Below are 24,254 nucleotides of genomic sequence, written 5' to 3' on the forward strand. Positions count from 1 at the left end.
TGGGCAATCCGGAAAGGAACGACATGAACAAGCTGCCAAGGTCGCTCTCGTCGCTCGTGCTCGCCGCGCTGGTGCCGATTGCCGTGCTGCTTCAAACGACTTGCCTGGAAGCACAAACCGCAAGATCCGCCAAGGCCGATGCACAAATGCTCCGACGGCCGCTCCCTCAGGAGAGCGAAAAGGGCCGGATGAACGCCTGGACCGTCGGGCTCGCCGGCGGCCTGCTCGAGGGCGCGCCGATCCGCCTCGCGGCAGAAATGGCCCGTGTCGTCGACGACGGAGCAGAGCTGCATCTCCTGCCGATCGTCACCCGGGGCGCCACCGACAATCTGAATGCGCTGCTCTATCTGCGTGGTGTCGATACCGCGATCATCAATTCCGACGCGCTCGAGGAGTACAAGCTTCAGGTTCCGCAGATCCAAAGCCGCATCACTTATCTGCTCAATCTGTTTCCGTCCGAGTTGCACATCTTCGTGCGGCCGGAGATCACGAGCCTGCAGGACCTTGCCGGCAAGAAGGTGAACTTCAATACTCAGGGCACCGCAGCCGCCTATTCCGGTCCGCTGATCTTCAGCCGCCTCGGCATCGACGTCGACAAGACGTTCATTCCGCATCAGCTTGCCCTGGAACAGATGCGCAAGGGGGAGATGTCGGCCGTCGTGTTCATCACGTCGAAGCCCGTGGACGCCTTCGTGCGAGGCCGCTGGGAAGCTGGATTCAAGTTCCTGCCGGTCCATTACGACAGGAAGTTCGAGGACTATTATCTGCCGGCGACCTTGAACGCCAACGAGTATCCCAATCTGATCAAACAGGGTGAGCGGGTTGCGACTCTTGCCGTGCCGACGGCTCTCGTTGCATTCAACTGGCCGCCACGCTCAAACCGCTATCAACGCGTGGCGCGCCTCGTCGAGTACCTGTTCTCGCGGATTGACCGCCTGCAGGCACCAGGCTTCGATCCGAAATGGCAGTCCATCAATCTCGCGGCGTCCGTCCCCGGGCTCACCCGCTTCCCGGCTGCGCAGGAATGGCTGGATCGCAAGGCACGCAGCGTACAGGCGAGGCCATGAAGAGTGCCGTTCCTCCGTTCGCCGTCGCCTTGAACGTAGCCTGCGGAATCGCTTACGCGCAAGACACGGGCGATGCCGTCGAATCACTTCGGGCTTGTTCGGCGATGGAAGGGCGGGGCCGGCTGGAATGCCTGCAAGAACTGTCACGTAAGATTCCGCCGCCCGGGCGGCGGGCGTCAGACGGCGGCTGGCTGATCAGCGAGACCACCTCGCCGGTCGACTATTCACCCGTCGTCACCGCCACCACCTTTTCGGTTGGCGGCTCGGATGGAGCCACGATGCAACTCGCAATCCACTGCCGCAAAGGCCGAACGGAAGTCACGGTCGCCGGACCGGCGCTGTCACGGAGCGCCAACGAATACGTCATCTCCTTTCGGCTGAATGCGGACACGCCGATGCAACTCGCGGCGGCGTCGCCGTCATTCGGCTCCGGCGTCGCTTTCGGGGGCGACGTCGTAAAGTTGCTGAACGCGCTACCCGACGAGGGTCACATCGTCGTGCGCCTTTTCGCCCGCACTGGTCAGGTGCAAGACGGACAGTTCCTGCTCAGCGGATTCGAGAACGTGCGCAAGAGAATGGCGGCTGCATGCAAATGGCCACATAGCGTCGCCAGACCGGGAAGGTGATGGTCAAGGAACGGGAGACACGAGATGATCAATCCGAAGTTGACGATAGCAATCATCGGCGGCCTGGCGATGGTGCTTCTGGTCGAACCAAGCGCGCAGGCGCAACAGGACAACCAGTTGATCCCGCAGATGAGCGAGAAGAATCAAGCACGCGATCCGAAGCAACCGACTAGACGGATGCACGTGAGCAAGCCGGGGCAGACTCACACGAGCAAGCAAACCGCTGCGACACGGGCGGCGATGGCTCAGGCGACAAAACCCGAGATCGTCAAAAAGCCGCACCAGCTGATATTGCAGGTCAATTCCAACGAACCTGCGATGATGAGCCTCACGCTCAACAATGCCACCAATGTCGCGCAATATTACCGCGATCTCGGTGAACCAGTCTCAATCGAGATTGTCACCTTTGGTCCCGGTCTTCATATGCTGCGCGATGATACCTCGCCGGTAAAGCCACGCATCGAGGTGCTCGCGATGAGCAATCCCGAAATCTCCTTCAAAGCCTGCGGCAACACCCAGGAAAATATGCGGAAGGCGGAGAACAAGGACATCAATCTGATTCCGCAGGCGACGGTGGTCAAATCGGGTGTCGTCCGCGTCATGGAGCTGCAGGAACAGGGCTGGAGCTACGTCAAACCGTGAGGTCCGGCGACAATGAGGCTGTCGGATGCGCAGTTAGAGCGGAATGGCTTTAGGTTGAATCGATTGCCACGGGCTCGGTGCAACCTCTCCCGCTCTTGTCAGCCGAAGCCTTGGCGAAGGCGGATGCGGGAGAGGTCACGCCACCGGCTCGCGCCCACGGCGCGCCCGACGACAGGCTCCGGCGCGGGTCAGGGCTTTCTCCTCTCGGGGCTATCCCATTGCGGAAACATTCCCCAGCCCTCTCTCACAAGCGGGAGAGGGAGTGCACTTGCCTTGTAGCAATCTCCTTCACCAGCTCGGCGAGGAGATCGGTACGGCGCGCCACGCCGATGACGCGCACGCCTTCGGCGGCGAGGCCCCTGGCGATGGCGCGGCCGATGCCGATGCTCGCGCCGGTGATGACAGCGGTTTTCGATTTGAGCCCGAGGTCCATGGTCGCACGCTCCCTTGGTCCTGCCTGCTTTTTGTTGTTCGTTTGCCGCTCTGTCCCGCGGGCTTGCGAATTGCCCGACCGGGACGAGCAGTGGTAACCAAGAGGCTTGCCGAAGGACAAGAGCCTTGGCGAGGGAAATACGAAGAACAAAGGCGTCGAAGGATGGTCTGGGATCCGCAGCAATATCTGAAGTTCTCCGGCCATCGGCTCCGGCCCGCCGTCGACCTGTTGATGCGGATTCCCGATTTTGCCCCACGCGCGATCGCCGATCTCGGCGCCGGCGCCGGCAACGTCACCAAATTGATCACGGAGCGCTGGCCGGAGGCACGCGTGACCGGGGTCGAGGGCTCGGCGGAGATGGTCGCGGCAGGACGCAAGGCCGCGCCTGACGTGGAATGGTCACATGAGGATCTCGGCCATTGGAGTCCCGCTGGGCAGTACGACTTGATCTATTCCAATGCCGCACTGCATTGGTTGCCCAATCATGCGGCACTGTTTCCCTCGCTGATGGAGAAGGTGACGCCCGGGGGCATGCTCGCGGTGCAGATGCCGCGCAATTTCCTCGCGCCTTCGCATGTGCTGATCGGCGAGACTGCGCTCGACGGCCCATGGCGGTCCAAGGTGGAGCATCTCGTCACCCGGCCGCCGGTGGAAGGGCCGGCCTTCTATCACGATCTGCTCGCGCCGATGTCGGCCAACATCGACATCTGGGAGACCGAATACCTGCAGGTGCTCGAAGGCGACAATCCCGTGAAGGAATGGACCAAGGGCACCTGGCTGACGCGCTATCTCGACGTGCTCCAAGGCGAGGAGAAGGCCGCATTCGAAGCCGCCTACGGGATGCGCGTCGCGAGCGCCTATCCGAAGAATGCGGCGGGGCAGACGCTGTTCCCGTTCCGGCGCCTCTTCATGGTCGCGCAACGGAAAGGCTGATGGCGCTGCCGCAACGCGGCATAGCACGCGTTGCCTTGGACACGCGCGGATGCCGGCTTGCGCATCCGGCGGTCATCACGTTAGCTTGGCAGCGCTTAGCTCTCGTTGTTACCGACGGCTGCGGCCCAATAACAACAATACCAACGGTCGGGGGCAATTGCGCTCCCGGCCGTTGCGCTTGAATGATCCAATCCGGGGGGACCAAGTTGCTGCGTGTGCTGAATCGTTTTCTCGATCATCTCGAGGAATGGCTGATCGCGACGATGATCGCGGCTGCGACGTCGCTCATCTTCGTCGCGGTGGTGCACCGTTACGGCGCCGGGCTGTCGATCGACCTCGCCAAATGGGCGGAAGCCCGCAACCTCACCGTCCTCGCCGTGCCCGCGCGCGCGACGTTCGCCTGGCTTGCCGCCCTCGATTTGTCATGGGCGCAGGAGCTCTGCATCTACATGTTCATCTGGATGGCGAAGTTCGGCGCCGCCTACGGCGTGCGGACCGGCATCCATGTCGGCGTCGACGTGCTGGTCAACATCCTGCCGGGCGGCTCGCGCCGCCGCATCATCACCTTCGGCCTCCTGTGCGGCGCGCTGTTCACGGCCATCGTGGGCTATTTCGGAGCCGCCTTCGTCAGCCACATGTGGCACAGCGGCCAACAGTCCAACGACCTCGAGGCGCCGATGTGGGTGGTGTATCTCACCATTCCGATCGGCTCCGGCCTGATGTGCTTCCGCTTCCTGCAGGTCGCCTGGTCGTTCTACCGCACCGGCGAGCTGCCGCATCATGATATGGCGGGCGTCGAGGGCGTCGAGGCGGATCCGGTGCATCCTGCGCCGGTCACGCCCACCCAGGTGGTCCGGGACGAGCGCAGCCCGCTCGGCTGGATCCTGATGCTGCTGCCGGTCCTGATCGTCGCGCTGTGCTTCGCGCATGCGGCCCATGTCATCACCTTGCCGCAGGGCCTGCGCGTCTTCATCGTGTTCGCGCTGCTGATCTCGCTGATGCTGACCGGCATGCCGATCTCGATTGCGCTGGGTCTGACCGTGCTCAGCTTCATGTTCACGCTGACCGACGTGCGAACCGAATCGGTGGCGCTGAAGCTGTTCACCGGCATCGAGAATTTCGAGATCATGGCGATCCCGTTCTTTATCCTCGCCGGCAACTTCCTGACCCATGGCGGTGTGGCGCGGCGGATGATCACCTTCGCAACCTCGCTGGTCGGCCATTGGTATGGCGGGCTCGCGCTGTCGGGCGTGGTCGCCTGCGCGCTGTTCGCCGCGATCTCCGGCTCCTCGCCGGCGACCGTGGTGGCGATCGGCTCAGTGATCCTGCCCGCGATGGTCGCGCAAGGCTTTCCGAAACGATTCGGCGCCGGCGTGATCACGACGTCGGGCTCGCTCGGCATTCTGATTCCGCCATCGATCCCGATGGTGCTCTACGCCGTCTCCACCAACAGCTCGGTGGGCAAGCTCTTCATCGCCGGCATCGTGCCGGGGCTTGCGCTCGCCACGCTGCTCGGCATGACGACGTTCTATCGCGCCTGGCGCAACGACTATCCGCGGATGCCGAAGGCGACCTTCATGGAGCGTCTCGATGCGTTCCGCAAGTCGATCTGGGGCATCCTCCTGATCGTGATCGTGATCGGCGGCATCTACAGCGGCCTGTTCACGCCGACTGAAGCTGCCGCCGTCAGCGCGGTCTACGCCTTCATCGTCGCGGTGTTCATATACAAGGACCTGAAGCTGCGGGACGTGCCGCGCGTGCTGCTGTCGTCGGCCAACCTTTCGGCGATGCTGCTCTACATCATCACCAATGCCGTGCTGTTCTCGTTCCTGATGACCTACGAGAACGTGCCGCAGGCGCTGGCGCAATGGATGATCGACCAGGGCCTGGGCTGGATCGGTTTCCTGCTGCTCGTCAACATCCTGCTGCTGCTCGCAGGCAATGTGATGGAGCCGTCCTCGATCATCCTGATCATGGCGCCGATCCTGTTTCCGGTCGCGGTCAAGCTCGGCATCGACCCGATTCATTTCGGCATCCTGATGACGGTCAACATGGAGGTCGGCCTGTGCCATCCGCCGGTCGGCCTCAATCTCTACGTCGCCTCGGGCATCGCCAAGATGGGGATCACCGAGCTCACGGTCGCAGTGTGGCCGTGGCTGCTGACGATGCTGGGCTTCCTCGTGGTGGTGACCTATTGGCCGGGCCTGTCGCTGTGGCTGCCGCGGCTATTGGGGATGTAGCGGGGTGAGCGGCGTAGGAAGGATGTTCGAGATCGCCGAGCCGAAGCGGGTGAGGGTCGGGTAGGAGGCCGTCGCCAAGTCCTCCGTCATTGCGAGCGCAGCGAAGCAATCCAGAGTCCCTCCGCGGAAAGATCCTGGATTGCTTCGCTGCGCTCGCAATGACGAATTGATAGGCCGGGCGCTTACGCAAATCATGGCCGGTACTGGCCCGGCCATGAGGTTTGCGCCTAAGTTGCCTTCCTACTCTGCGCTGCTCACCAGCTTGATCCGCGGTGCCTGCGCCTCGGTCAGGCTGCGATATGCGGCGAGGTAGTCCAGGGCCATGCGCCGCGCGGTGAAGCGCGTTTCGAACTGCTTGCGGATCGCGGCGCGGTCGAGTTGCGGAAGCCGGTTCACCACGCCCGCGGCGCTGATGACGTCCTCGACGATGAAGCCGGTGAGGCCCTCGTCGATGATCTCCGGCACCGAGCCGCGGTTGAAGGCGACGACCGGCGTTCCGCACGCCATGGCCTCGATCATGACGAGGCCGAACGGCTCCGGCCAGTCGATCGGCAGCAAGAGGCCGAGCGCGCCGCTGAGGAAATCCGACTTCTCGTGATCGCTGATCTCGCCGATGAAATCGACCAACGGATTGTTCTCGATCATCGGCCGGATCAGCTCGTCGTAATAATCCTGGTCGGCACGGTCGACCTTGGCCGCGATCTTGAGCGGAATGCCGCAATGGGTCGCGATCTTGATGGCGCGATCGACGCCCTTCTCGGGCGCGATGCGGCCGAGCACGGCGAGGTATTCCTGTTTCGCCGGCTTCGGCGTCAGCAGCTTCTCCGGCAGGCCGTGGTGGATCGTCGTCACCCAGTTCGCCTGCGGCACCGGCCGCCGCTGCGCATTGGAGATCGAGATGACCGGCATCTTGGTGAAGGTGTTGAAGACCGGCTGATGCTCGGGAAGATCGAGCCGGCCGTGCAACGTCGTCACGAACGGGGTCGGCTGGCGGTGGAACAACGACCAGGGATAATAGTCGAGATGGAAGTGGAGGAAATCGAACTCCTCGTCGTCACATTTTTGCCGCACCCGCTCCAGTAGCACCATGTGCAGCGCGTTGGGATCGCGCACGGAACCGTCGAGCCGAAGCGCCCGCGGCCATAATGCATCGAGCTTGGCCGATGTCCGCGAGTCGCCGCTGGCGAAAAGCGTCACGTCATGGCCCAGGGCCACCAGCTCTTCCGTCAACCAATGCACCACCCGCTCGGTGCCGCCATACAGCTTGGGTGGAACAGCCTCCGTCAACGGAGCTACCTGCGCGATGCGCATCTCACCATCTCCTCTGCGATCATGAAGTTGAAACCCCCGCCTTAACGGCACCGGCAATGCCAGACGAGGGAACGTTCCCGCACCTGCGAAGTTCCTTCCCCCGAACGTTACATATTCGACACGTCGGCGGAGCGTCGCGATGCTGCCACTACATCTTCGCACATCGTCCGCATCCGCATGTCGTGATGGGATTGCCCGGGAACCGAGGCGAAGCGGTCGATGTTCACTCGACCAGTAACGAAACGAAAAATCAGCATAACGGGGCGACAGCCATATGGATCAGCTTTCTGGGTACGCGCGTAGGCCATTTGCCTTTGTCCTGCGCTATCTCCGGCGTCGTCTCGCGTCGCATTTGGTGATCCTGACCGCGGTCGTGGGGGCCGTTGCCTGCTCCGTAGGCACCCAGTATGGCGTCAAAGCTCTGGTTGACGCCTTGTCGGCCGGTCCCTCGTATGGCGGTGGCGTATGGCTGGCATTCATTCTGCTCATGTCACTGATTGCCGCCGACAACTTCCTGTGGCGGATCGCTAGCTGGACGGCGAGCTTCACCTTCGTCCGGGTCACGGGCGATTTACGGCGTGACATATTTCGTCATCTGACCGGGCACGCCCCGAGCTACTTCTCGGACCGGATGCCCGGCATGCTGACGAGCCGCATCACCGCGACCTCGAACGCGGTGTTCACCGTCGAGAACATGTTCGTCTGGAATGTGTTGCCGCCGTGCATTGCCACAATTGCGGCAATCATCCTGATTGGAACCGTCAGTCCCTACATGGCGCTCGGCCTGATCGCGATCGCGGGCGGCATGGTGGTTGCGATGTTTCGTCTGGCCGCGGCCGGCAAGCCGCTGCATGACGATTTCGCCGACAAGGCCGCATTGGTCGACGGCGAGATGATCGACGTCATCAGCAACATGCCGCTGGTGCGCGCCTTCTGCGGCATCAGCCACGAGCATGAGCGGTTCGACGCGACCGTGAACCAGGAGCTGACCGCGCGCAGCCGCAGCCTGCGTTATCTGGAGAAGCTGCGGCTGTTGCATGCCGTCATCACCGTGCTTCTGACCATTGCGCTGATGGCCTGGGCGATCTCGCTCTGGCAGAAGGGCCAAGCGACGACCGGCGACGTCGTGCTGGTCTGTACGCTCGGCATCTCGATCCTGAGCGCAACGCGCGATCTCGCGGTGGCGCTGGTCGACGTCACCCAGCACGTCGCGCGTCTGACAGAGGCGATCGCCACGCTGCTGGTGCCGCACGAGCTCCGCGATCATCCCGAGGCCGAGCCCCTGGTCAAAAGCGGCGCGGCCATCGCGTACAACAACGTCACCTTCGGCTATCCCGGCAGCGACAAGATCTTCGAGCGCTTCAGCCTGCGCCTCCAGCCCGGCCAGCGCGTCGGACTGGTCGGCCAGTCCGGCGGCGGCAAGTCGACGCTGTTCACGCTGCTGCAGCGCTTCTACGACGTCGACGAGGGCAATATCACCATTGACGGCCAGGACATCTCGAAGGTGACGCAGCTGAGCCTGCGCGAGGCGATTTCCGTCGTGCCGCAGGACATTTCCTTGTTTCATCGCTCCATTCGCGAGAACATCCGCTATGGCCGGCCGAACGCGACCGACGACGAGGTGCTGCGCGCGGCGATCGCAGCGCGCTGCGACTTCGTCGAGAGCCTGCCCGAGGGCCTCGACACCATGGTCGGCGACCGCGGCGTCAAGATGTCGGGCGGCCAGCGCCAGCGCATCGCGATCGCGCGCGCCTTCCTGAAGGACGCGCCGATCCTGCTGCTGGACGAGGCGACCGCCGCGCTCGACAGCGAATCCGAGGAGGCGATCCGCGAGGCGCTGTCCCGCCTGATGCGCGGCCGCACCGTGATCGCGATCGCTCATCGCCTTGCGACGCTGCGCAATTTCGATCGTGTCGTGGTGTTGAGGAATGGTAAGATCATCGAGGACGGCTCGCCCGAGCGCCTGATGCAGGGTCACGGGCCGTATCGTGAGCTGGTCACGCAGGAAATGAGCCGGCTCGCGCAAGCCGCCGCGTAAACCAACAGTCGCGTTCTCGAGTCGGTCGCGTTTCGAATCAAGCGCAGGGGAGCAGCTCATGTCGGCAGAAGCCGTAACCCAGTTCGTCTCCGTGACGCGGACCCCGGAACAGGTCGCGGAACAGCCCTTCTACATTCCGATGACCGGGCCCTCGGCCCGGCCGCGGCGTTCGCTCAAGCACGACGACACCTTCATCGTGCTCGACAGCCACGGCGACATCGGCGCGTCCGCTGGCGGGCCGGACGGACTGTTCCATCACGACACGCGCTATCTTGCGCGGCTGGAGCTCGTGCTCGACGATCTCCAGCCGCTGCTGCTCGGCTCGAATCTGCGCGACGACAATTCGGCGTTGACCGTCGATCTTACCAATCCGGACATCTACCGGCAGGGCAACCTCGTTCTGCAAAAGGACCTGTTGCACGTCGTGCGCACCATCTTCCTGTGGCGCGGCACCGCCTACCAGCGCATCGGCGTGCAGAACCATGGCGACCGGCGCACCAGCTTCGAGCTGACGCTGCTGTTCGGCAACGACTTCGCCGATCTGTTCGAGGTCCGCGGCGAGCGGCGGCCGCGCCGCGGCGTCGGAACCGGCCGGCTGCTCGGGCCGACCGACGTCCTGTTCGAGTATCGCGGCCTTGACGACGCCGAGCGGACCACCGGCCTGCATTTCGATCCGCGTCCGACGCGGCTCTCGGTCAACGCTGCGACCTGGGAGCTCGACCTGGAGCCGCACCAGGCCAAATCGCTGTTCGTGGCCGTGTCCTGCAACCGGCCGCTGACGGAGAAGCCGGTGCGGTTCTTCCCGGGTCTGCTGGCGCACCGCCGCGAGATGCGGCAGTCGACCATGGGCGCGGCCAGCATCGAGACCTCCAACAACATCTTCAACGAGGTGCTGTGCCAGGCCATGGCCGACCTCAACATGCTGATGACCGAGACGCCGCAGGGACGCTATCCCTATGCCGGCATTCCCTGGTACTCGACGACGTTCGGGCGCGACGGCCTCATCACCGCGCTGCAGATGCTCTGGGTCGATCCGCGCATTGCCAAGGGCGTCCTGCGCCGGCTCGCGCATTTCCAGGCCGCGGCGGTCGATCCGCTCGCGGACGCCGCGCCCGGCAAGATCCTGCACGAGATGCGCGGCGGCGAGATGGCGGCGCTCGGGGAAGTCCCGTTCGCGCATTACTACGGCAGCGTCGATTCGACCGCGCTGTTCGTGCTGCTCGCAGGCAGCTATTTCGAGCGCACCGGCGACGAGGCCACGTTGATCGAGCTGTGGCCCGCGATCGAGGCGGGGCTCGCCTGGATCGACGGTCCGGGCGATCCCGATCAGGACGGCTTCGTCGAATACCAGCGCGCGACCGAGAAGGGTCTGGCCAACCAGGGCTGGAAGGATTCCTATGACGCGATCTTCCATGCCGACGGCCGGCTTGCCGAGGGCAATATCGCGCTCGCGGAGGTCCAGGGCTACGTCTTTGCCGCCAAGCAGCTCGCGGCGCGTTGCGCGCTGCGGCTCGGCAAGCCGGACCGCGTGCGCAAGCTCGAGGCCGAAGCCAGGGCGCTCGCCGAGCGCTTCGAGCAGGCGTTCTGGTGCGAGGAGCTCGGCACCTATGCGCTCGCGCTCGACGGCAAGAAGCGGCCCTGCAAGGTGAGGACCTCGAATGCCGGGCAGATCCTGTTCAGCGGCATGGTCCGCGAGGACCGCGCGCGTCTCGTCGCCGCCGATCTGATGCGGCCGCATTTCTTCTCGGGCTGGGGCATCCGCACCGTCGCGCAAGGCGAGGTGCGCTACAACCCGATGTCCTACCATGACGGATCGATCTGGCCGCACGACAACGCGCTGATCGCGCTGGGGCTGGCGCGCTACGGCCTCAAGCATTCGGTGGCGCATGTCTTCAAGGGGCTGTTCGACGCCGCGACCTACATGGATTTGCGCCGGCTGCCCGAATTGTTCTGCGGCTTCCGGCGCGAGAAGCGGCGCGGGCCGACGCTGTACCCGGTCGCCTGCGCGCCGCAGGCCTGGGCCAGCGCGACGCCGTTCACGTTGCTGGAGGCGGCACTCGGCCTCGAGTTCGACGTCGCGCGCGGCGAGATTCGCCTGCGCAACCCGCATCTGCCGGCGTTCCTCAACGAGGTGATCCTGCGCGATCTGCGCCTTGGCGAATCCAGCGTCGATCTTCGCGTCAGCCGTCACGGCGACGACGTGGCGCTGGAAGTGTTGCGCACGCGCGGTCAGATCCAGGTCTCGATCGTGCTGGCGCGCTAGAGGCGCGAGGAGGAGGTCATGCGTGCGATCGGAAGGTTGATCTTGGGCGTGGCGATCGTCGCGGGCTTGACGGTCGCCGAATCGCGCGCGGCCGAGGAGCCGCCTGCATCCCCGAGCGAGGCAAAGGCACCGGCAAATGTGCAACCGCCGGCTTCCACGGTGCCCGTTACGCCCAAGGACGCCGCGCCGCCGCCATCGGTGACCATCATCGGCGCGAGCGAGGCCCACGGCGTTCTCGGCCGCGACGTTCGCAGCGCCGCCGGCGAGGACATGGGTCGCATCGTCGACGTCATCGTCGATCGCACCGGCCATGTCCGCGCTGCGGCGATCGATTTCGGCGGCTTCCTCGGCGTCGGCAGCCGCAAGATCGTCGTCGACTGGAACGCGCTGCGCTTCGGCAAGATCGCCAACAAGAAGGACAGCATCACGCTGGAATTGACCAAGGCGCAGGTCGCGGCCGCACCGGAATACAAGGAGGACACGCCGATCGTCGTGCTCGGCGCGTCCGGCAGCCTTCAGCCGCTGCAAGCGATTCAGTGAGGTGCAGGGAGGGCTGACCGCCCGTGCTGTTGTCGAGGAAGCCGAATCATGCAGATCGCGGCGGCGTCGTCGAGCAGGACAACGTCGCGGAGCCGGCGGCTGAGGGCATTCCGGCGCCGTCGCGCCAGAGCCTGCGCGGCCTCGACTGGTTCATCTTCTTCCTCGCCGACGTGCAGACCGGATTCGGTCCCTTCATCGCGGTCTATCTGACGACGCAGAAATGGACCCAGGTCGAGATCGGGTTCGTGCTGTCGATCGGCGGCATCGTCGCCCTGATCGGCCAGATGCCGGGCGGCGCGATCATCGATGCCGCGAAATCGGAGCGCCTCGTCGCTGCCCTCGCGATCGCGACCATCGGCGCCTGCGCGCTGGCCTATGCGGCGATGCCGATCTTCGCCGTCGTGGTGACCGCCGCCACGCTGCATGCGATGGCGAGCTGCGTGCTCGGGCCGGCGATCGCCGCGATCAGCCTCGGCCTCGTCGGCCCGCTCGCGATCGGCGAGCGGCTCGGGCGCAACGCGCGCTTCGCCTCGCTCGGCAACGGCGTCGCGGCGGCGGTGATGGGCACCGCGGGCTACCTGTTATCGAGCCGCTCGGTCTTCCTGGTCACCTTCCTGCTCGTGATTCCAACCCTGATCGCTCTGTCGCGCATCCGCGAGAACGAGGTCGACATCAGGCGCTGTCACGGCGAGCTGCCGCCTGAAGCCGCCGACCGCGGCGATCCCAATATCTGGCACCTGATCCGGCAGCGCCCGCTCATCGTGTTCGCGCTCAGCGTGCTGCTGCTGCAGCTCGCGAACGCCGCGATGATGCCGCTGATGGCGAGCGCGGTGACGGCGCGATCGAGCCAATGGGCGACCGTGCTCGTCGCCTTTTGCATCGTCGTTCCGCAAGCGATCGTGGCGCTGCTGTCGCCGACGGTGGGGCGCAAGGCGCAAGCGTGGGGCCGGCGCCCGCTGCTGCTGATCGGATTCGGTGCTCTGGCGATTCGCGGCCTGTTGTTTGCGACCGTGCGCGATCCGTATCTGTTGGTGCTGGTGCAGGTGTTCGACGGCATCACCGCGGCGGTCTTCGCGGTGATGATCCCGCTGATCGTCGCCGACGTCGCGTTCGGCAGCGGGCATTTCAACCTGGCGCAGGGGATCGTCGGCACCGCAACGGGCATCGGCGCGTCGCTGAGCACGGTGCTTGGCGGCTATGTCAGCGACAAGTTCGGCAATGCCACCGCATTCATCGGGCTGTCCGGCGTTGCCGCAGCGGGGCTCCTGCTGATCTTCTTTGTGATGCCGGAGACGCGGCGCACGGGTCTGACCGCCACCAAAGAAGTGGCCGACTGAAACGAATTCAGCCGGCCAAAGTGGGGGGAGGAAGAAGCATCAGGCGTCGAGATTGTGCAGGCGCTGGCGGTTGCGCAGCACGATTTGGCGGGCACCGGAGAAACCGAGGATGCCCTGAGCGTGAAGCTGCGACAGCGCGCGCGACACGGTCTCCAGCGTGAGGCCGAGATAGTCGCCGATGTCGCGGCGGCACATCGGCAGCGCCATCATGCCGGCGACGGCGAGGCGGCCGTCCATTTCGAGCAGGAAGGTCGCGACGCGCTCCATCGCAGTCTTGCGGCCCAGCAGCAGCATGTGGTCCTCAGCGTGGCGCAGCTCGCCGGCGGTCATGGCCCAGAGCTTGCGGGCGACCTGCACGTCGGTGCCGGCGGCCTTTTCCAGGCTGGCGCGCTTCACGAGGCGAACGCTGGTGTCGATGATGGCTTCAGCGGCGAGGCGGTGAGCGGGACCGGATTCGAGGCCGAAGACGTCGCCGGGAAGATGGAAGGCGCCGATCTGGCGGCGGCCGTCGGAGAGAAGCTTGTAGCTGCGTACTGCGCCGGTGACGACCTGATAGACATATTCGGCCGCCTCCTCCTCGCCATAGATCTCCTCGTCCTTGCCGTAGGAGAACTCGGTGGCGACCAGACCGACATGGCCCACGATCGCGCCGAACTGGTCGGTAACAGGGTGGGCAGGGGCAATCTTGCCACCGATTTGGGTGTTGATCGCCGGGGTGTTGAGCGTCTGGGTCAGCATCTGCGCCATCTCCGTTGTGATGACGCTTTCCTACGTGGTATCGGGTGCCTCGAAAATTTCGCGAGATATCTTAAGGGGGGTGCCTTACGTAGAATCCCGTAGGTCAGGCGCGGGGGCGGTCCTTGATCGCGTGGCGGATGCACTTGACGAGGTTTTCATCCAGAAGCGGCTTCAAAACCACGTCCTTGATGCCCGCCATCGCGGCCCGGGCCGAGATGTTCTCGTCGGGATAGCCGGTGATCAGGATCACGGGCGCGTCGCGGTGGGATTTGCGAAGCCGGCCGGTCAAATCGATGCCGTTGATGTCGGGCATCTTGTAGTCGATGACGTAGCAGTCCGGCCCGGGGGCGGCGCCAAGATTGAGCAGCGCCGTGCCGCTCCTGAAGGTCCGCACGGCGAAGCCGTCGGTTTCCAACAGAAAACGCAGGGATCCGAGGACTGCGGCATCATCATCGACCACAAAGACGGTGGGTTGTGGGGAGGACGATGGCCGCGCACCATGTGGGCTGACATCAACCATGCTGTCTGGCTAGCATGGCCCCGTGAAGCCGCCTTGACCTGCCTCAATCGTTGAGCATGCCGGCGCGCATCGCGAGGCGAACCAGTTCCGAAAGGCTGCTCGCCTGCATCTTGGTCATGACGTTGGCCCGGTAGACTTCGATGGTCCGCGGGCTGATGTCGTATTCGCGGGCGATCAGCTTATTGGAGAGGCCCGCGACCAGCCCCTCCATGACCTGGCGCTCCCGCGGGCTCAAGGATGCGACGCGGGCAGCGATGTCCTGCGCGACGGCTTCGTTCCTGGCGGCGGGCTCGGCCTGGCGGAGCGCCGACTCGATCATGGCAGTGAGACGGTCGTCATCGAATGGTTTTTCCAGGAAGTCGACCGCCCCGAGCTTCATCGCCTCGACCGCCAGCGGCACGTCGCCGTGACCGGTCATGATCACGATCGGAAACGGGCTTTGCTGCGCCTTCATCCGCTTCAAGAGCTCGATGCCGTCGAGGCCGGGCATGCGCACGTCGGAGACGATGCAGCCGAAACCGAGGCCGGGCAGGGCTTCGAGAAAGGCGAGCGCGTCGTCGAACAAAGTGACGGCGAAGCCGGCGGAATCCAGCAGGAAGTTCAGCGAGTCCCGCATCGCCGCGTCGTCGTCGATGACGTAAACATTTCCCTTGGTCGTCATGGATCAGCTCTCGTCGGTTGCCGGCAGGGTGAAGCGGAACGTCGCTCCGCCCGCTGCGTTGCTCTCGGCCCACATGCGGCCGCCATGGGCCTCGATGATCGAGCGGCTGATGGAGAGTCCCACGCCCATGCCGGTGTCCTTGGTGGTGAAGAAGGTCTGGAACAGGTTTGGAATGATGTCTTCCCGGAAGCCGATGCCGGTGTCGGAGACCTCCACCTCGATCATGCCGTCGGCGACACGGGTGTTGGCGACAACGAGCTCGCGCCGCTGCGACTGCGCCATCGCCTCGAGCGCGTTGCGGAACAGGTTGACCAGCACCTGCTGAATCTGCACCCGGTCGGCGAGAACGAGGTCGGCGTCGGGATCGAGGCTGAAGCGGAGCTGCACGTTCTGCTCGCGCGCGCCGGCGAGCCCGAGCGCGCCGGCTTCCTCGATAAGCTTGGACAGGCTCTCGACCCGCTTCTCGGATTCGCCGCGGGAGACGAAGTCGCGCAGGCGGCGGATGATCTGGCCGGCGCGCAATGCCTGTTCCGCCGCGCGGTCCAGCGCGCTTTCGACCTTCGGCATGTTGGGATCGGTGCTGCCGGCGAGGAGGCGCCGCGATCCCTTCATGTAATTGCTGATCGCCGCCAGCGGCTGGTTGAGCTCGTGGGCGAGCGCGGAAGCCATCTCGCCCATCGCGGTCAGCCGCGACACGTGCACGAGCTCGGATTGCAGCTCCTGGAGCCGCGCCTGGGTCTGCTGGTGCTCGGTGAGGTCGCGGACGAAGCCGGTGAAATGGGGCTCGCCCGCGCGTTGCGTCTTCCCGACGGACAGGTGCATCGGGAAGGTCGTGCCGTCGCGGCGTTTGCCCGTCACGATCCGGCCGATGCCGATGATGTGCGGATCATTGGTCCTGAGATAGCGCGTGAGATAGCTGTCGTGACGCGACTGATCGGGCTCCGGCATGAGAATGCTCACGTTCCGGCCGATCGCTTCCTGCTTGCTGTAGCCGAACAGCCGCTCCGCCGCGCTGCTGAAGAGCTGCATGATGCCGCGTGAATCGATGACGATCATGGCATCGGGCACCGTTTCGAGAATCGAGCGAAGATGATTCTCCTGGGACCGCAGGGCCTCTTCGAGCTGCTTCTCCTCGTTGATGTCCAGGAATATCCCGCTGAGATGACGCGGCATGCCCGCATCGTCCCGGATCACGCCGGCCCTGGCCCGGATCCATTGGCCGTTTCCGGACGCGCCGCTGACCTTGAAGGACAAGTCGAGGCCCCCGCCACCTTCCGATGTGCGCCCGATCGCCTTCAGGAGGTGGTCCCGATCGCCCGGCTCCAACAGGGAAAGAAAGAGATCGTAGCTGACGGCCCGGTCCGGCTGCAGGCCGAACAGTCGCCTGGCCGTGTCCGACCAGTCGAGCTCGCGAGTCTGCAGGTCGAGGTCCCAGGTGCCGACCCCGAATCCCTCGATGCGGACTCGGAAATGCTCGCCCCGACCATCGTCTGCCGGATGGTTCCCGCGGGTCGGCGCCAAGGTTCTGCTCCTATTCTCGGCGGACCGGCAGGATGCCGTTACCGCTTCGGCAATGTCGCCCAAGGCTCGGCCGGAGGCAAGCGTGGACGTTGAATCCACTGCCGGACTCCCCATTCCGGGAGAGTGGGCAGCCAGAGACCTCGATTTGATCTAGCTCAGCCTGTTGCGCGGCAGCAGGTCTAGGATTCAAAAAATTCTGTAATGCTGGAGATCCCCGATGACATACGCCACCGTCATGGTCAGCCTGGCGCTCGATCAGCCCAACGAAGCGCGTCTTCAGGTCGCAGGCGAGCTCGCCGAACGATTCGAGGCGGCCATCGTCGGGGTCGCTGCGGCGCAGTTCGTCCCGCCGCTCTATTTCACCGACGGCGCAGAGGCGCAAGCGCTGATCGACGAGGGCGAAGCTTCGATCAAGCGGCGGCTGGCCGGGCTCGAAGCGCAATTCCGCGCCGCCGTGAAGAATCGCGGTGGGCATGCGGAGTGGCGCAGCGCGATGGATTATCCGGCCCGCTTCGTCACGGCGCAGGCGCGTTGCGCCGACATCGTCGTCAGCGGCGGGCAGAGCCCGGCCTTCTCCGATGCTTTCTCGCTGGCGAGTCCCAAGGACCTGGTGATGCAGACCGGCCGCCCGCTGCTCGTCGTTCCCGACCGGGCCAACTGGCTCGACCTGCGCAGCGTGCTGGTGGCGTGGAAGGACACGCCGGAAGCGCGGCGGGCGGTGGCGGGCGCGCTGCCGATGCTGCACAAGGCGAAGGACGTCACCATCGTGGAAATCCCGGAGCGGGGCGACGACCGTTCGGCCGTGATGGCCGGTGTCAGCGACGTTGCCGCCTGGCTCGGCCGCCACGGCATCACCGCGACTGCGCGGGTTCTCGAGGCCGCAGGAAACGAAACCCCTGCTGCGCGGTTGGAGAAAGTCGCCGGCGACACCGGCGCGGGCCTGATCGTCGCGGGCGCCTATGGTCATTCGAGATTTCGCGAACTGATCCTCGGAGGCGTCACCCAATATCTGGTGACGCAAACCGTCCGCAGCGTGCTGCTGTCGCACTGACCATCGTCCGGCCAGTTGGAGGAATCGAGGAGGACGCGCCGTGTACCAATTTCTTGAACAGACCGTCGACGGCTACATGACGCGCAACGTCAAGACGGTGCAGCGCGGCCTCGATTTGTTCCAGCTCAGCGAGATGTTCGAGACCGACGATTTCAATTCCTATCCGGTCGAAGACGACGGGCAGGTGGTCGGCATCGTCACCAAGTTCGACATCCTGAAGTGCTTCGCCTTCACGCCGAGCCAGATGTTGCCGCGCTACGACGACCTGATGAGCCGCAAGATCGGCGACGTCATGACGCCCGAGTTCATCTATGTCAGCCCCGACACGCGGCTGACGCGCGTGCTCCAGATCATGGTCGAGCACCGCATCAGGAGCATCATCGTGCTCGACGGCACACAGAAGCTGGCCGGCATCATCGCGCGCGAGGACGTCATCGCGGCGCTCAAGGCGACGGCGCGGGAGTGAGGTCTGGATCCTTCTGTTCCAACCTCCGCGATTTCACGGAGGTTATCTATCTTTCTTCCCTTCTCCCCTTGCGGGAGAAGGTGGCGCGAAGCGCCGGATGAGGGGTCCGCTTCAACGGAAAAACTTTTCGTGCGGAACCAACCCCTCACCCAAGTGAGTTTGCCGCACCTTTCTCGCTGCCCTCTCCCACAAGGGGAGAGGGCATTTCAACTGGCACTGCATCGGCTCACATTAACAGAAATCCATCTATCTTGATTTCAATCAATTCGCCGCGAGGGTGGATGTGGTTTCTGGCAGCGTGTTCTTTCAGAGAGAATCCGCATGAGCCAGCCCTCCATCTCAAAATCCATGACCATCGGTGAAAGCGGCTTGGCTGTCGTATTCGCAGTCACCGCTTTCCTCTGCGTGATCGCCTCGGCCAAGGCGCTCGATGCGCCCTTCGCGTTCCACGCTGCGCTCAGCGCGGCGGCGAGCCTCGCTGCGGTGTTCTTCATCGTCAACCGCTATTTCGAGAGGCCGGCGGCGCTGCCGGCCCAGGAGATCAACGGCCGCCCGAACTACAGCATGGGGCCGATCAAGTTCTCGGCCTTCATGGCGATGTTCTGGGGCATTGCCGGATTCCTCGTCGGCCTCATCATCGCCTCGCAGCTGGCCTGGCCCGCGCTGAACTTCGATCTGCCCTGGATCAGCTTCGGCCGCCTGCGTCCGCTGCACACCTCCGCTGTGATCTTCGCCTTCGGCGGCAACGTGTTGATCGCGACCTCTTTCTACGTGGTGCAGAAGTCCTGCCGCGCGCGCCTTGCCGGTGACCTCGCGCCGTGGTTCGTCGTGCTCGGCTACAACTTCTTCATCCTGATCGCCGGCACCGGCTATCTGCTCGGCGTCACCCAGTCGAAGGAATATGCCGAGCCGGAATGGTACGCCGATCTGTGGCTGACGATCGTCTGGGTCGTCTATCTGCTCGTCTTCCTTGCCACCATCTTCAAGCGCAAGGAGCCGCACATCTTCGTTGCGAACTGGTTCTATCTCGCCTTCATCGTGACGATCGCGGTGCTGCATCTCGGCAACAACCCGGCGCTGCCCGTTTCGGTGTTCGGTTCGAAGTCCTACGTCGCCTGGGGCGGCATCCAGGACGCCATGTTCCAGTGGTGGTACGGCCACAACGCGGTCGGCTTCTTCCTGACCGCCGGCTTCCTCGCCATCATGTACTACTTCATCCCGAAGCGTGCCGAGCGGCCGATCTATTCCTACCGGCTCTCGATCATCCACTTCTGGGCGCTGATCTTCCTCTACATCTGGGCAGGTCCCCACCATCTGCACTACACGGCGCTGCCGGACTGGACGCAGACGCTCGGCATGACCTTCTCGATCATGCTGTGGATGCCCTCCTGGGGCGGCATGATCAACGGCCTGATGACGCTGTCGGGTGCCTGGGACAAGCTGCGCACCGATCCCGTGCTGCGCATGCTCGTGGTCTCCGTCGCCTTCTACGGCATGTCGACCTTCGAAGGCCCGATGATGTCGATCAAGGTGGTCAACTCGCTCAGCCACTACACCGACTGGACCATCGGCCACGTGCATTCCGGCGCGCTCGGCTGGGTCGGCTTCGTCTCCTTCGGCGCGCTGTACTGCCTGGTGCCGTGGGCCTGGAATCGCAAGGGCCTCTACAGCCTCAAGCTCGTCAACTGGCACTTCTGGGTCGCCACCCTTGGCATCGTCCTCTACATCTCGGCGATGTGGGTGTCCGGCATCCTCCAGGGCCTGATGTGGCGCGCCTACACCTCGCTCGGCTTCCTCGAATATTCCTTCATCGAGACCGTCGAGGCGATGCATCCCTTCTACATCATCCGTGCCGCAGGCGGCGGCCTGTTCCTGATCGGCTCGCTGATCATGGCCTACAATCTCTGGATGACGGTTCGCGTCGGCGAACAGGAAGTCCAGATGCCCGTCGCTCTTCAGCCGGCGGAATGAGGAGCTCAAGCAATGTCGTTCTGGACACGTCACCAAATCTTCGAAAAGAACTCGATCATCCTGATTGTCGGCATCCTGCTGGTGGTCGCGGTCGGTGGTCTCGTCGAGATCACTCCGCTGTTCTACCTCAAGAGCACGATCGAGAAGGTCGATGGGGTCAGGCCCTACACGCCGCTGGAGCTGGCGGGGCGCAACGTCTATGTCCGCGAGGGCTGCTATCTCTGCCATTCGCAGATGGTCCGGCCCTTGCGCGACGAGGTCGAGCGCTACGGCCATTTCTCGCTCGCCGCCGAGAGCATGTACGATCACCCGTTCCAGTGGGGCTCCAAGCGCACCGGCCCGGATCTCGCCCGTGTCGGCGCCAAATATTCCGACGAGTGGCACGTCACCCATCTGGCCAACCCGCGCGCGATCGTGCCGCAGTCCGTGATGCCCGGCTATCCGTTCCTCAGCAAGGCCGAGATCGACCCGGATGCGATCGCCGGCGACATGCGCACCCTCAGGACCGTCGGCGTGCCCTATAGCGACGAGCAGCTCGCCAATGCCGCCGCCGACCTGAAGGCCCAGGCCGATCCGGACAATGCCGGCACCGACGCCTTCACCAAGCGCTACGCCAAGGCCGTCGTACGCAATTTCGACGGCAAGACCGGCACGCCGACCGAGATGGACGCGCTGGTCGCGTACCTGCAGATGCTCGGCACGCTGGTCGACTTCAAGATCTACAACGAGAAAGCCAATCTTCGCTGAGAAGGCATGAACGATGAAAGCCATCCTGACCGTCCATAATCTTGCGTCCGATCTCGTGACGACGATCTGGACACCGGTGTTCGTCGCGATCTTTCTCGCGATCATCGCCTACGCATTTTGGCCCCGTAACAAGGCTGCGTTCGACAAGGCAGCGCACCTGCCCTTGCGGGAGGAGTGAGAAAACATGACCGATCATTCTAGCGACATCGATTCCGTCTCCGGCAAGTCCACGACCGGACACGAGTGGGACGGCATCAAGGAGCTCAACACGCCGCTGCCGCGGTGGTGGGTGATCACCTTCTATCTCACCATCGTCTGGTCGATCGGCTACTGGATCGTCTATCCGGCCTGGCCGCTGATCCAAAGCAACACCACCGGCCTGTTCGGCTATTCCTCGCGCGCCGACGTCGCGGTCGAGCTCGCCAACCTCGAGAAGATCCGGGGTGACAAGATGGCGGCGCTGGGCTCGGCCTCGCTCGCCGACATCCAGAAGGATCCGGCTCTGCTGGCGCTTGCGCGCGCCAAGGGCAAGACGGTGTTCGGCGACAATTGCGCGCCGTGCCACGGCACGGGGGCGACGGGGTCCAAGGGCTATCCCAACCTGAACGACGACGAATGGCTGTGGGGCGGCTCGCTCGACCAGATCATGCAGACCATCCAGTTCGGCGTGCGGTCGGGCCATGCCAAGACCCATGAGGGGCAGATGCTCGCCTTCGGCAAGGATGGCGTGCTGAAGGGCGACGAGATCGTCACCGCCGCCAATTACGTGCGGTCGCTGTCGGGCCTGTCGACCCGCAACGGCTATGACGCCGCCAAGGGCCAGAAGATCTTTGCGGAGAATTGCGCCGCCTGCCACGGCGACGCCGGCAAGGGCAACCAGGAGATGGGCGCACCTGATCTGACCGACAAGATCTGGCTCTACGGCTCCGACGAGGCGAGCCTGATCGAGACCATCGGCCAGGGCCGCGCCGGCGTGATGCCGGCCTGGGAAGGCCGGCTCGATCCCGCCACCATCAAGGCGATGGCGGTCTACGTCCACTCGCTCGGCGGCGGCAAATAGGCCGATCCGCGACCGACGACTTCCGGCGGGGGCGAAGAAAAGCGCCCCCGTTTGCGTTGGATCAACCCGCGCGGCGGTGCCGGGTCTAGGTTTAATCGCACCTTTGAAGAAGCTCGAGGCGATGAACAAGACCGTCAATCCGAACGAACTGAAGCCCGCGGACGACGTCGGGCCGCTCTATGCGGCCCGCAAGAAGGTCTATCCCCAGAGCGTCTCCGGTACTTTCCGCCGGATCAAATGGGGCCTGATGGCATTCTGCCTCGGCGTCTACTACTTCCTGCCCTTCGTGCGCTGGAATCGCGGTCTCGGTGCGCCGAGCCAGGCGGTGCTGATCGATCTTCCCAACAGCCGCTTCTATTTCTTCTTCATCGAGCTGTGGCCGCAGGAGGTCTATTACTTCACGGGCCTGTTGATCGTCGCCGCGGTGGCGCTGTTCCTGATGAACTCCATCGGCGGGCGGATCTGGTGCGGCTATCTCTGTCCGCAGACGGTGTGGACCGACCTGTTCTACGCGGTCGAACGCCTGATCGAGGGCGACCGGCGCGAGCGGATGAAGAAGGACAAATCGTCCGATCCGATGAAGCTGGAGCGCATCTCCGAGATCGTGCTCAAGCATTCGATCTGGCTCATGATCGCCTGGTGGACCGGCGGCGCCTGGGTGCTCTATTTCAACGACGCGCCGACCCTGGTGAAGGAGCTCGTCACCTTCCAGGGGCCGATGCTCGCCTATATCTGGATCGGCATCCTCACCGCGACGACCTATCTGCTCGCCGGCTTCATGCGCGAGCAGGTCTGCACCTATATGTGTCCGTGGCCGCGCATTCAGGCCGCACTCACCGACGAATGGGCGCTCAACGTCACCTATCGCTATGACCGCGGCGAGAAGCGCACCTCGGTGAAAAAGGCCGCCGAGCTGCGCGCCCTCGGCCAGCAGGTCGGCGATTGCGTCGACTGCTACCAATGCGTCGCGGTCTGCCCGACCGGCATCGACATCCGCAACGGGCCGCAGATGGAATGCATCCAGTGCGGCCTCTGCATCGACGCATGCGACAACGTGATGACAAAGATCGGCCGGCCGAAGCGGCTGATCGGCTACGACAACGACATCAACATCCATCGCCGCCAGGAAGGCAAGGCGCCGATCTACCGGATCGTCCGGCCTCGCACCGTCGTCTATAGTGCCATTATCGCGGCCGTCGGCGGCTTCATGATCTATACGCTGGCGACCCGCAGCCTGCTCGACGTCAACGTGCTGCACGACCGCAACCCGGTCGCGGTCAAGCTGAGCGACGGCTCGATCCGCAACGCCTATACGGTGCGGCTGCTGAACAAGAGCGGCTACGACCGCGTCATCGCGATCGACGTCGAGGGGCCCGTGAACCCCACGATGCACGTCGTCGGCATCGATTCGGTCACGCCGGACCGTCCGATCATCGTGATCCCGCGCGATGCGACCAGCGAGCTGCGGCTGCTGGTCACCGCGCCGGCCGAAAACAATCCGGAGAAATCGATTCCGGTCCGCTTCCACGTCATGGACATCGGGCTCGGCGTCGCCGCGAGCGCCACCGACAATTTTGTCGCGCCGTAAGATCAGGAGACCACCATGTCATCCAAGCCGCTGACCGGAACCAAGGTCTTCCTGATGCTGGTCGCTTTCTTCGGCCTCGTGATCGGCGTCAACGCCACCATGATGAAGCTCGCCATCGCAACGCTGCCCGGCACCGACGTCGACAGCCCCTATGCCGCGGGCCTCGTCTACGATCGCGAGATCTCGGCGGCGCAGGACCAGGCCGCGCGGAAGTGGAAGGTCAACGCCCATGTCGAGCGCCGCAACGACGGCGGCGCCTCGGTCCAGGTCGAGGCCCGCGACGCCGGCGGCCAGCCGATCTCCGGGCTGAAGTTCGGCGGCCGGCTGGAGCGGCCGACCGACAAGCGCGCCGACCTCGCCGTCGAGCTCACCGAAGCCGGCATCGGCCTCTATCGCGGCAATGCGGCGTCCGTCGCGCCGGGCCAATGGGACCTGGTGATCGAGGGCGAGGCGCGGGGGACGCGCGTGTTCATGTCGCGCAACCGCGTGATCCTGAACTGA

At 64.4% G+C, this 24,254-nt stretch carries 22 protein-coding genes and 2 pseudogenes; 18 read left to right on the forward strand and 6 right to left on the reverse strand.

Annotated elements, in window-relative coordinates; genetic code table 11:
- Positions 1 to 23: 23 nt before the first annotated feature.
- The 3 genes from I6F36_RS15410 to I6F36_RS15420 are packed head-to-tail and all read left to right on the forward strand — an operon-like array spanning position 24 to position 2,335.
- Positions 24 to 1,067, forward strand: a complete 1,044-nt coding sequence (locus tag I6F36_RS15410) for a TAXI family TRAP transporter solute-binding subunit (RefSeq protein ID WP_157783996.1) — start codon at positions 24 to 26, stop codon at positions 1,065 to 1,067.
- Positions 1,064 to 1,693: a hypothetical protein gene (locus I6F36_RS15415; RefSeq protein WP_074447514.1), complete on the forward strand. Its 630-nt coding sequence runs from the start codon at positions 1,064 to 1,066 to the stop codon at positions 1,691 to 1,693. Before I6F36_RS15410 ends, I6F36_RS15415 begins: the two co-directional genes overlap by 4 nt.
- A gap of 24 nt (positions 1,694 to 1,717) precedes the next feature.
- The gene (locus I6F36_RS15420; protein WP_225127477.1) at positions 1,718 to 2,335 is read left to right on the forward strand and encodes a hypothetical protein; all 618 of its coding nucleotides are present in this window, start codon (positions 1,718 to 1,720) and stop codon (positions 2,333 to 2,335) included.
- 280 nt (positions 2,336 to 2,615) lie between these two features.
- On the opposite strand, the pseudogene I6F36_RS15425 reads toward I6F36_RS15420, so the two are convergent.
- A pseudogene (locus tag I6F36_RS15425) lies at positions 2,616 to 2,768 on the reverse strand (SDR family NAD(P)-dependent oxidoreductase); the annotation flags it as partial.
- Positions 2,769 to 2,930: 162 nt separating this feature from the next.
- On the opposite strand from I6F36_RS15425, the gene I6F36_RS15430 reads away from it, so the two are divergent.
- The 3 genes and pseudogenes from I6F36_RS15430 to I6F36_RS39860 all read left to right on the forward strand — a co-directional run bounded on the left by I6F36_RS15430 (position 2,931) and on the right by I6F36_RS39860 (position 5,941).
- Positions 2,931 to 3,701 (forward strand): methyltransferase domain-containing protein, encoded by a 771-nt coding sequence (locus tag I6F36_RS15430; RefSeq protein WP_225143664.1) that lies wholly within the window; start codon positions 2,931 to 2,933, stop codon positions 3,699 to 3,701.
- Between the two features lie 263 nt (positions 3,702 to 3,964).
- Positions 3,965 to 4,441: pseudogene (locus tag I6F36_RS39855) on the forward strand (TRAP transporter small permease); the annotation flags it as partial.
- A gap of 219 nt (positions 4,442 to 4,660) precedes the next feature.
- On the forward strand, positions 4,661 to 5,941 hold the full coding sequence (locus I6F36_RS39860) for a TRAP transporter large permease (RefSeq protein ID WP_036004463.1): 1,281 nt from the start codon (positions 4,661 to 4,663) through the stop codon (positions 5,939 to 5,941).
- Between the two features lie 240 nt (positions 5,942 to 6,181).
- Here I6F36_RS39860 and I6F36_RS15445 read toward each other — a convergent pair whose 3' ends face one another.
- Positions 6,182 to 7,252 (reverse strand): glycosyltransferase family 4 protein, encoded by a 1,071-nt coding sequence (locus I6F36_RS15445; protein WP_036004379.1) that lies wholly within the window; start codon positions 7,250 to 7,252, stop codon positions 6,182 to 6,184.
- A 274-nt stretch (positions 7,253 to 7,526) separates the two neighbouring features.
- On the opposite strand from I6F36_RS15445, the gene I6F36_RS15450 reads away from it, so the two are divergent.
- The 4 genes from I6F36_RS15450 to I6F36_RS15465 are packed head-to-tail and all read left to right on the forward strand — an operon-like array spanning position 7,527 to position 13,430.
- Entirely contained in the window at positions 7,527 to 9,290 is a 1,764-nt protein-coding gene (locus tag I6F36_RS15450) for an ABC transporter ATP-binding protein (protein ID WP_036004382.1), read from the forward strand.
- Between the two features lie 58 nt (positions 9,291 to 9,348).
- Complete coding sequence (locus tag I6F36_RS15455) at positions 9,349 to 11,553, forward strand: amylo-alpha-1,6-glucosidase (RefSeq protein ID WP_036004384.1); 2,205 nt, start codon at positions 9,349 to 9,351, stop codon at positions 11,551 to 11,553.
- 18 nt (positions 11,554 to 11,571) lie between these two features.
- The gene (locus I6F36_RS15460; RefSeq protein ID WP_057026798.1) at positions 11,572 to 12,093 is read left to right on the forward strand and encodes a PRC-barrel domain-containing protein; all 522 of its coding nucleotides are present in this window, start codon (positions 11,572 to 11,574) and stop codon (positions 12,091 to 12,093) included.
- A gap of 23 nt (positions 12,094 to 12,116) precedes the next feature.
- Entirely contained in the window at positions 12,117 to 13,430 is a 1,314-nt protein-coding gene (locus I6F36_RS15465) for an MFS transporter (RefSeq protein ID WP_225171706.1), read from the forward strand.
- 39 nt (positions 13,431 to 13,469) lie between these two features.
- Here the strand turns inward: I6F36_RS15465 and I6F36_RS15470 are convergent, their stop codons facing one another.
- From I6F36_RS15470 to fixL, 4 genes are all read right to left on the reverse strand, one after another.
- Positions 13,470 to 14,168, reverse strand: coding sequence for a helix-turn-helix domain-containing protein (locus I6F36_RS15470; protein ID WP_225171707.1), 699 nt, complete (start codon positions 14,166 to 14,168; stop codon positions 13,470 to 13,472).
- Positions 14,169 to 14,271: 103 nt separating this feature from the next.
- Positions 14,272 to 14,688, reverse strand: coding sequence for a response regulator transcription factor (locus tag I6F36_RS15475; protein ID WP_036025947.1), 417 nt, complete (start codon positions 14,686 to 14,688; stop codon positions 14,272 to 14,274).
- Between the two features lie 43 nt (positions 14,689 to 14,731).
- Positions 14,732 to 15,349, reverse strand: a complete 618-nt coding sequence (gene fixJ, locus I6F36_RS15480; protein ID WP_036025946.1) for a response regulator FixJ — start codon at positions 15,347 to 15,349, stop codon at positions 14,732 to 14,734.
- A gap of 3 nt (positions 15,350 to 15,352) precedes the next feature.
- Positions 15,353 to 16,870 (reverse strand): sensor protein FixL, encoded by a 1,518-nt coding sequence (gene fixL / locus I6F36_RS15485; protein WP_074447512.1) that lies wholly within the window; start codon positions 16,868 to 16,870, stop codon positions 15,353 to 15,355.
- A 217-nt stretch (positions 16,871 to 17,087) separates the two neighbouring features.
- Between fixL and I6F36_RS15490 the strand changes: the two genes are divergently transcribed.
- From I6F36_RS15490 to I6F36_RS15525, 8 genes are all read left to right on the forward strand, one after another.
- On the forward strand, positions 17,088 to 17,921 hold the full coding sequence (locus I6F36_RS15490) for a universal stress protein (protein WP_225171708.1): 834 nt from the start codon (positions 17,088 to 17,090) through the stop codon (positions 17,919 to 17,921).
- Positions 17,922 to 17,961: 40 nt separating this feature from the next.
- Entirely contained in the window at positions 17,962 to 18,387 is a 426-nt protein-coding gene (locus tag I6F36_RS15495; RefSeq protein ID WP_225134168.1) for a CBS domain-containing protein, read from the forward strand.
- A gap of 321 nt (positions 18,388 to 18,708) precedes the next feature.
- Positions 18,709 to 20,358, forward strand: coding sequence for a cytochrome-c oxidase, cbb3-type subunit I (ccoN, locus tag I6F36_RS15500; protein WP_036004408.1), 1,650 nt, complete (start codon positions 18,709 to 18,711; stop codon positions 20,356 to 20,358).
- 12 nt (positions 20,359 to 20,370) lie between these two features.
- Positions 20,371 to 21,105, forward strand: coding sequence for a cytochrome-c oxidase, cbb3-type subunit II (gene ccoO / locus I6F36_RS15505; protein ID WP_036025943.1), 735 nt, complete (start codon positions 20,371 to 20,373; stop codon positions 21,103 to 21,105).
- A gap of 13 nt (positions 21,106 to 21,118) precedes the next feature.
- The gene (locus I6F36_RS15510) at positions 21,119 to 21,283 is read left to right on the forward strand and encodes a cbb3-type cytochrome c oxidase subunit 3 (protein ID WP_025034779.1); all 165 of its coding nucleotides are present in this window, start codon (positions 21,119 to 21,121) and stop codon (positions 21,281 to 21,283) included.
- 6 nt (positions 21,284 to 21,289) lie between these two features.
- Positions 21,290 to 22,165, forward strand: a complete 876-nt coding sequence (gene ccoP, locus I6F36_RS15515) for a cytochrome-c oxidase, cbb3-type subunit III (RefSeq protein WP_225143672.1) — start codon at positions 21,290 to 21,292, stop codon at positions 22,163 to 22,165.
- Between the two features lie 121 nt (positions 22,166 to 22,286).
- Positions 22,287 to 23,753, forward strand: a complete 1,467-nt coding sequence (gene ccoG / locus I6F36_RS15520; protein ID WP_036037795.1) for a cytochrome c oxidase accessory protein CcoG — start codon at positions 22,287 to 22,289, stop codon at positions 23,751 to 23,753.
- A gap of 15 nt (positions 23,754 to 23,768) precedes the next feature.
- Positions 23,769 to 24,254 carry a FixH family protein gene (locus tag I6F36_RS15525; protein ID WP_036004419.1) on the forward strand — a complete coding sequence of 162 codons (486 nt, stop codon included), beginning with the start codon at positions 23,769 to 23,771 and terminating at the stop codon, positions 24,252 to 24,254.

Origin of the sequence: Bradyrhizobium sp. BRP19, from assembly GCF_020194195.1 — a bacterium.
In the GTDB taxonomy this organism is placed as follows: domain Bacteria; phylum Pseudomonadota; class Alphaproteobacteria; order Rhizobiales; family Xanthobacteraceae; genus Bradyrhizobium; species Bradyrhizobium yuanmingense.

Bases quoted from the DNA above. Each gene is read 5' to 3' on its own strand.
- I6F36_RS15410 (WP_157783996.1), top strand. From the start codon at position 24: ATGAACAAGCTGCCAAGGTCGCTCTCGTCGCTCGTGCTCGCCGCGCTG.
- I6F36_RS15415 (WP_074447514.1), top strand. From the start codon at position 1,064: ATGAAGAGTGCCGTTCCTCCGTTCGCCGTCGCCTTGAACGTAGCCTGC.
- I6F36_RS15420 (WP_225127477.1), top strand. From the start codon at position 1,718: ATGATCAATCCGAAGTTGACGATAGCAATCATCGGCGGCCTGGCGATG.
- I6F36_RS15430 (WP_225143664.1), top strand. From the start codon at position 2,931: ATGGTCTGGGATCCGCAGCAATATCTGAAGTTCTCCGGCCATCGGCTC.
- I6F36_RS15445 (WP_036004379.1), bottom strand. From the start codon at position 7,252: ATGCGCATCGCGCAGGTAGCTCCGTTGACGGAGGCTGTTCCACCCAAG.
- I6F36_RS15450 (WP_036004382.1), top strand. From the start codon at position 7,527: ATGGATCAGCTTTCTGGGTACGCGCGTAGGCCATTTGCCTTTGTCCTG.
- I6F36_RS15455 (WP_036004384.1), top strand. From the start codon at position 9,349: ATGTCGGCAGAAGCCGTAACCCAGTTCGTCTCCGTGACGCGGACCCCG.
- I6F36_RS15460 (WP_057026798.1), top strand. From the start codon at position 11,572: ATGCGTGCGATCGGAAGGTTGATCTTGGGCGTGGCGATCGTCGCGGGC.
- I6F36_RS15470 (WP_225171707.1), bottom strand. From the start codon at position 14,168: ATGCTGACCCAGACGCTCAACACCCCGGCGATCAACACCCAAATCGGT.
- I6F36_RS15475 (WP_036025947.1), bottom strand. From the start codon at position 14,688: ATGGTTGATGTCAGCCCACATGGTGCGCGGCCATCGTCCTCCCCACAA.
- fixJ (WP_036025946.1), bottom strand. From the start codon at position 15,349: ATGACGACCAAGGGAAATGTTTACGTCATCGACGACGACGCGGCGATG.
- I6F36_RS15490 (WP_225171708.1), top strand. From the start codon at position 17,088: ATGACATACGCCACCGTCATGGTCAGCCTGGCGCTCGATCAGCCCAAC.
- ccoN (WP_036004408.1), top strand. From the start codon at position 18,709: ATGAGCCAGCCCTCCATCTCAAAATCCATGACCATCGGTGAAAGCGGC.
- ccoO (WP_036025943.1), top strand. From the start codon at position 20,371: ATGTCGTTCTGGACACGTCACCAAATCTTCGAAAAGAACTCGATCATC.
- I6F36_RS15510 (WP_025034779.1), top strand. From the start codon at position 21,119: ATGAAAGCCATCCTGACCGTCCATAATCTTGCGTCCGATCTCGTGACG.
- ccoP (WP_225143672.1), top strand. From the start codon at position 21,290: ATGACCGATCATTCTAGCGACATCGATTCCGTCTCCGGCAAGTCCACG.
- ccoG (WP_036037795.1), top strand. From the start codon at position 22,287: ATGAACAAGACCGTCAATCCGAACGAACTGAAGCCCGCGGACGACGTC.
- I6F36_RS15525 (WP_036004419.1), top strand. From the start codon at position 23,769: ATGTCATCCAAGCCGCTGACCGGAACCAAGGTCTTCCTGATGCTGGTC.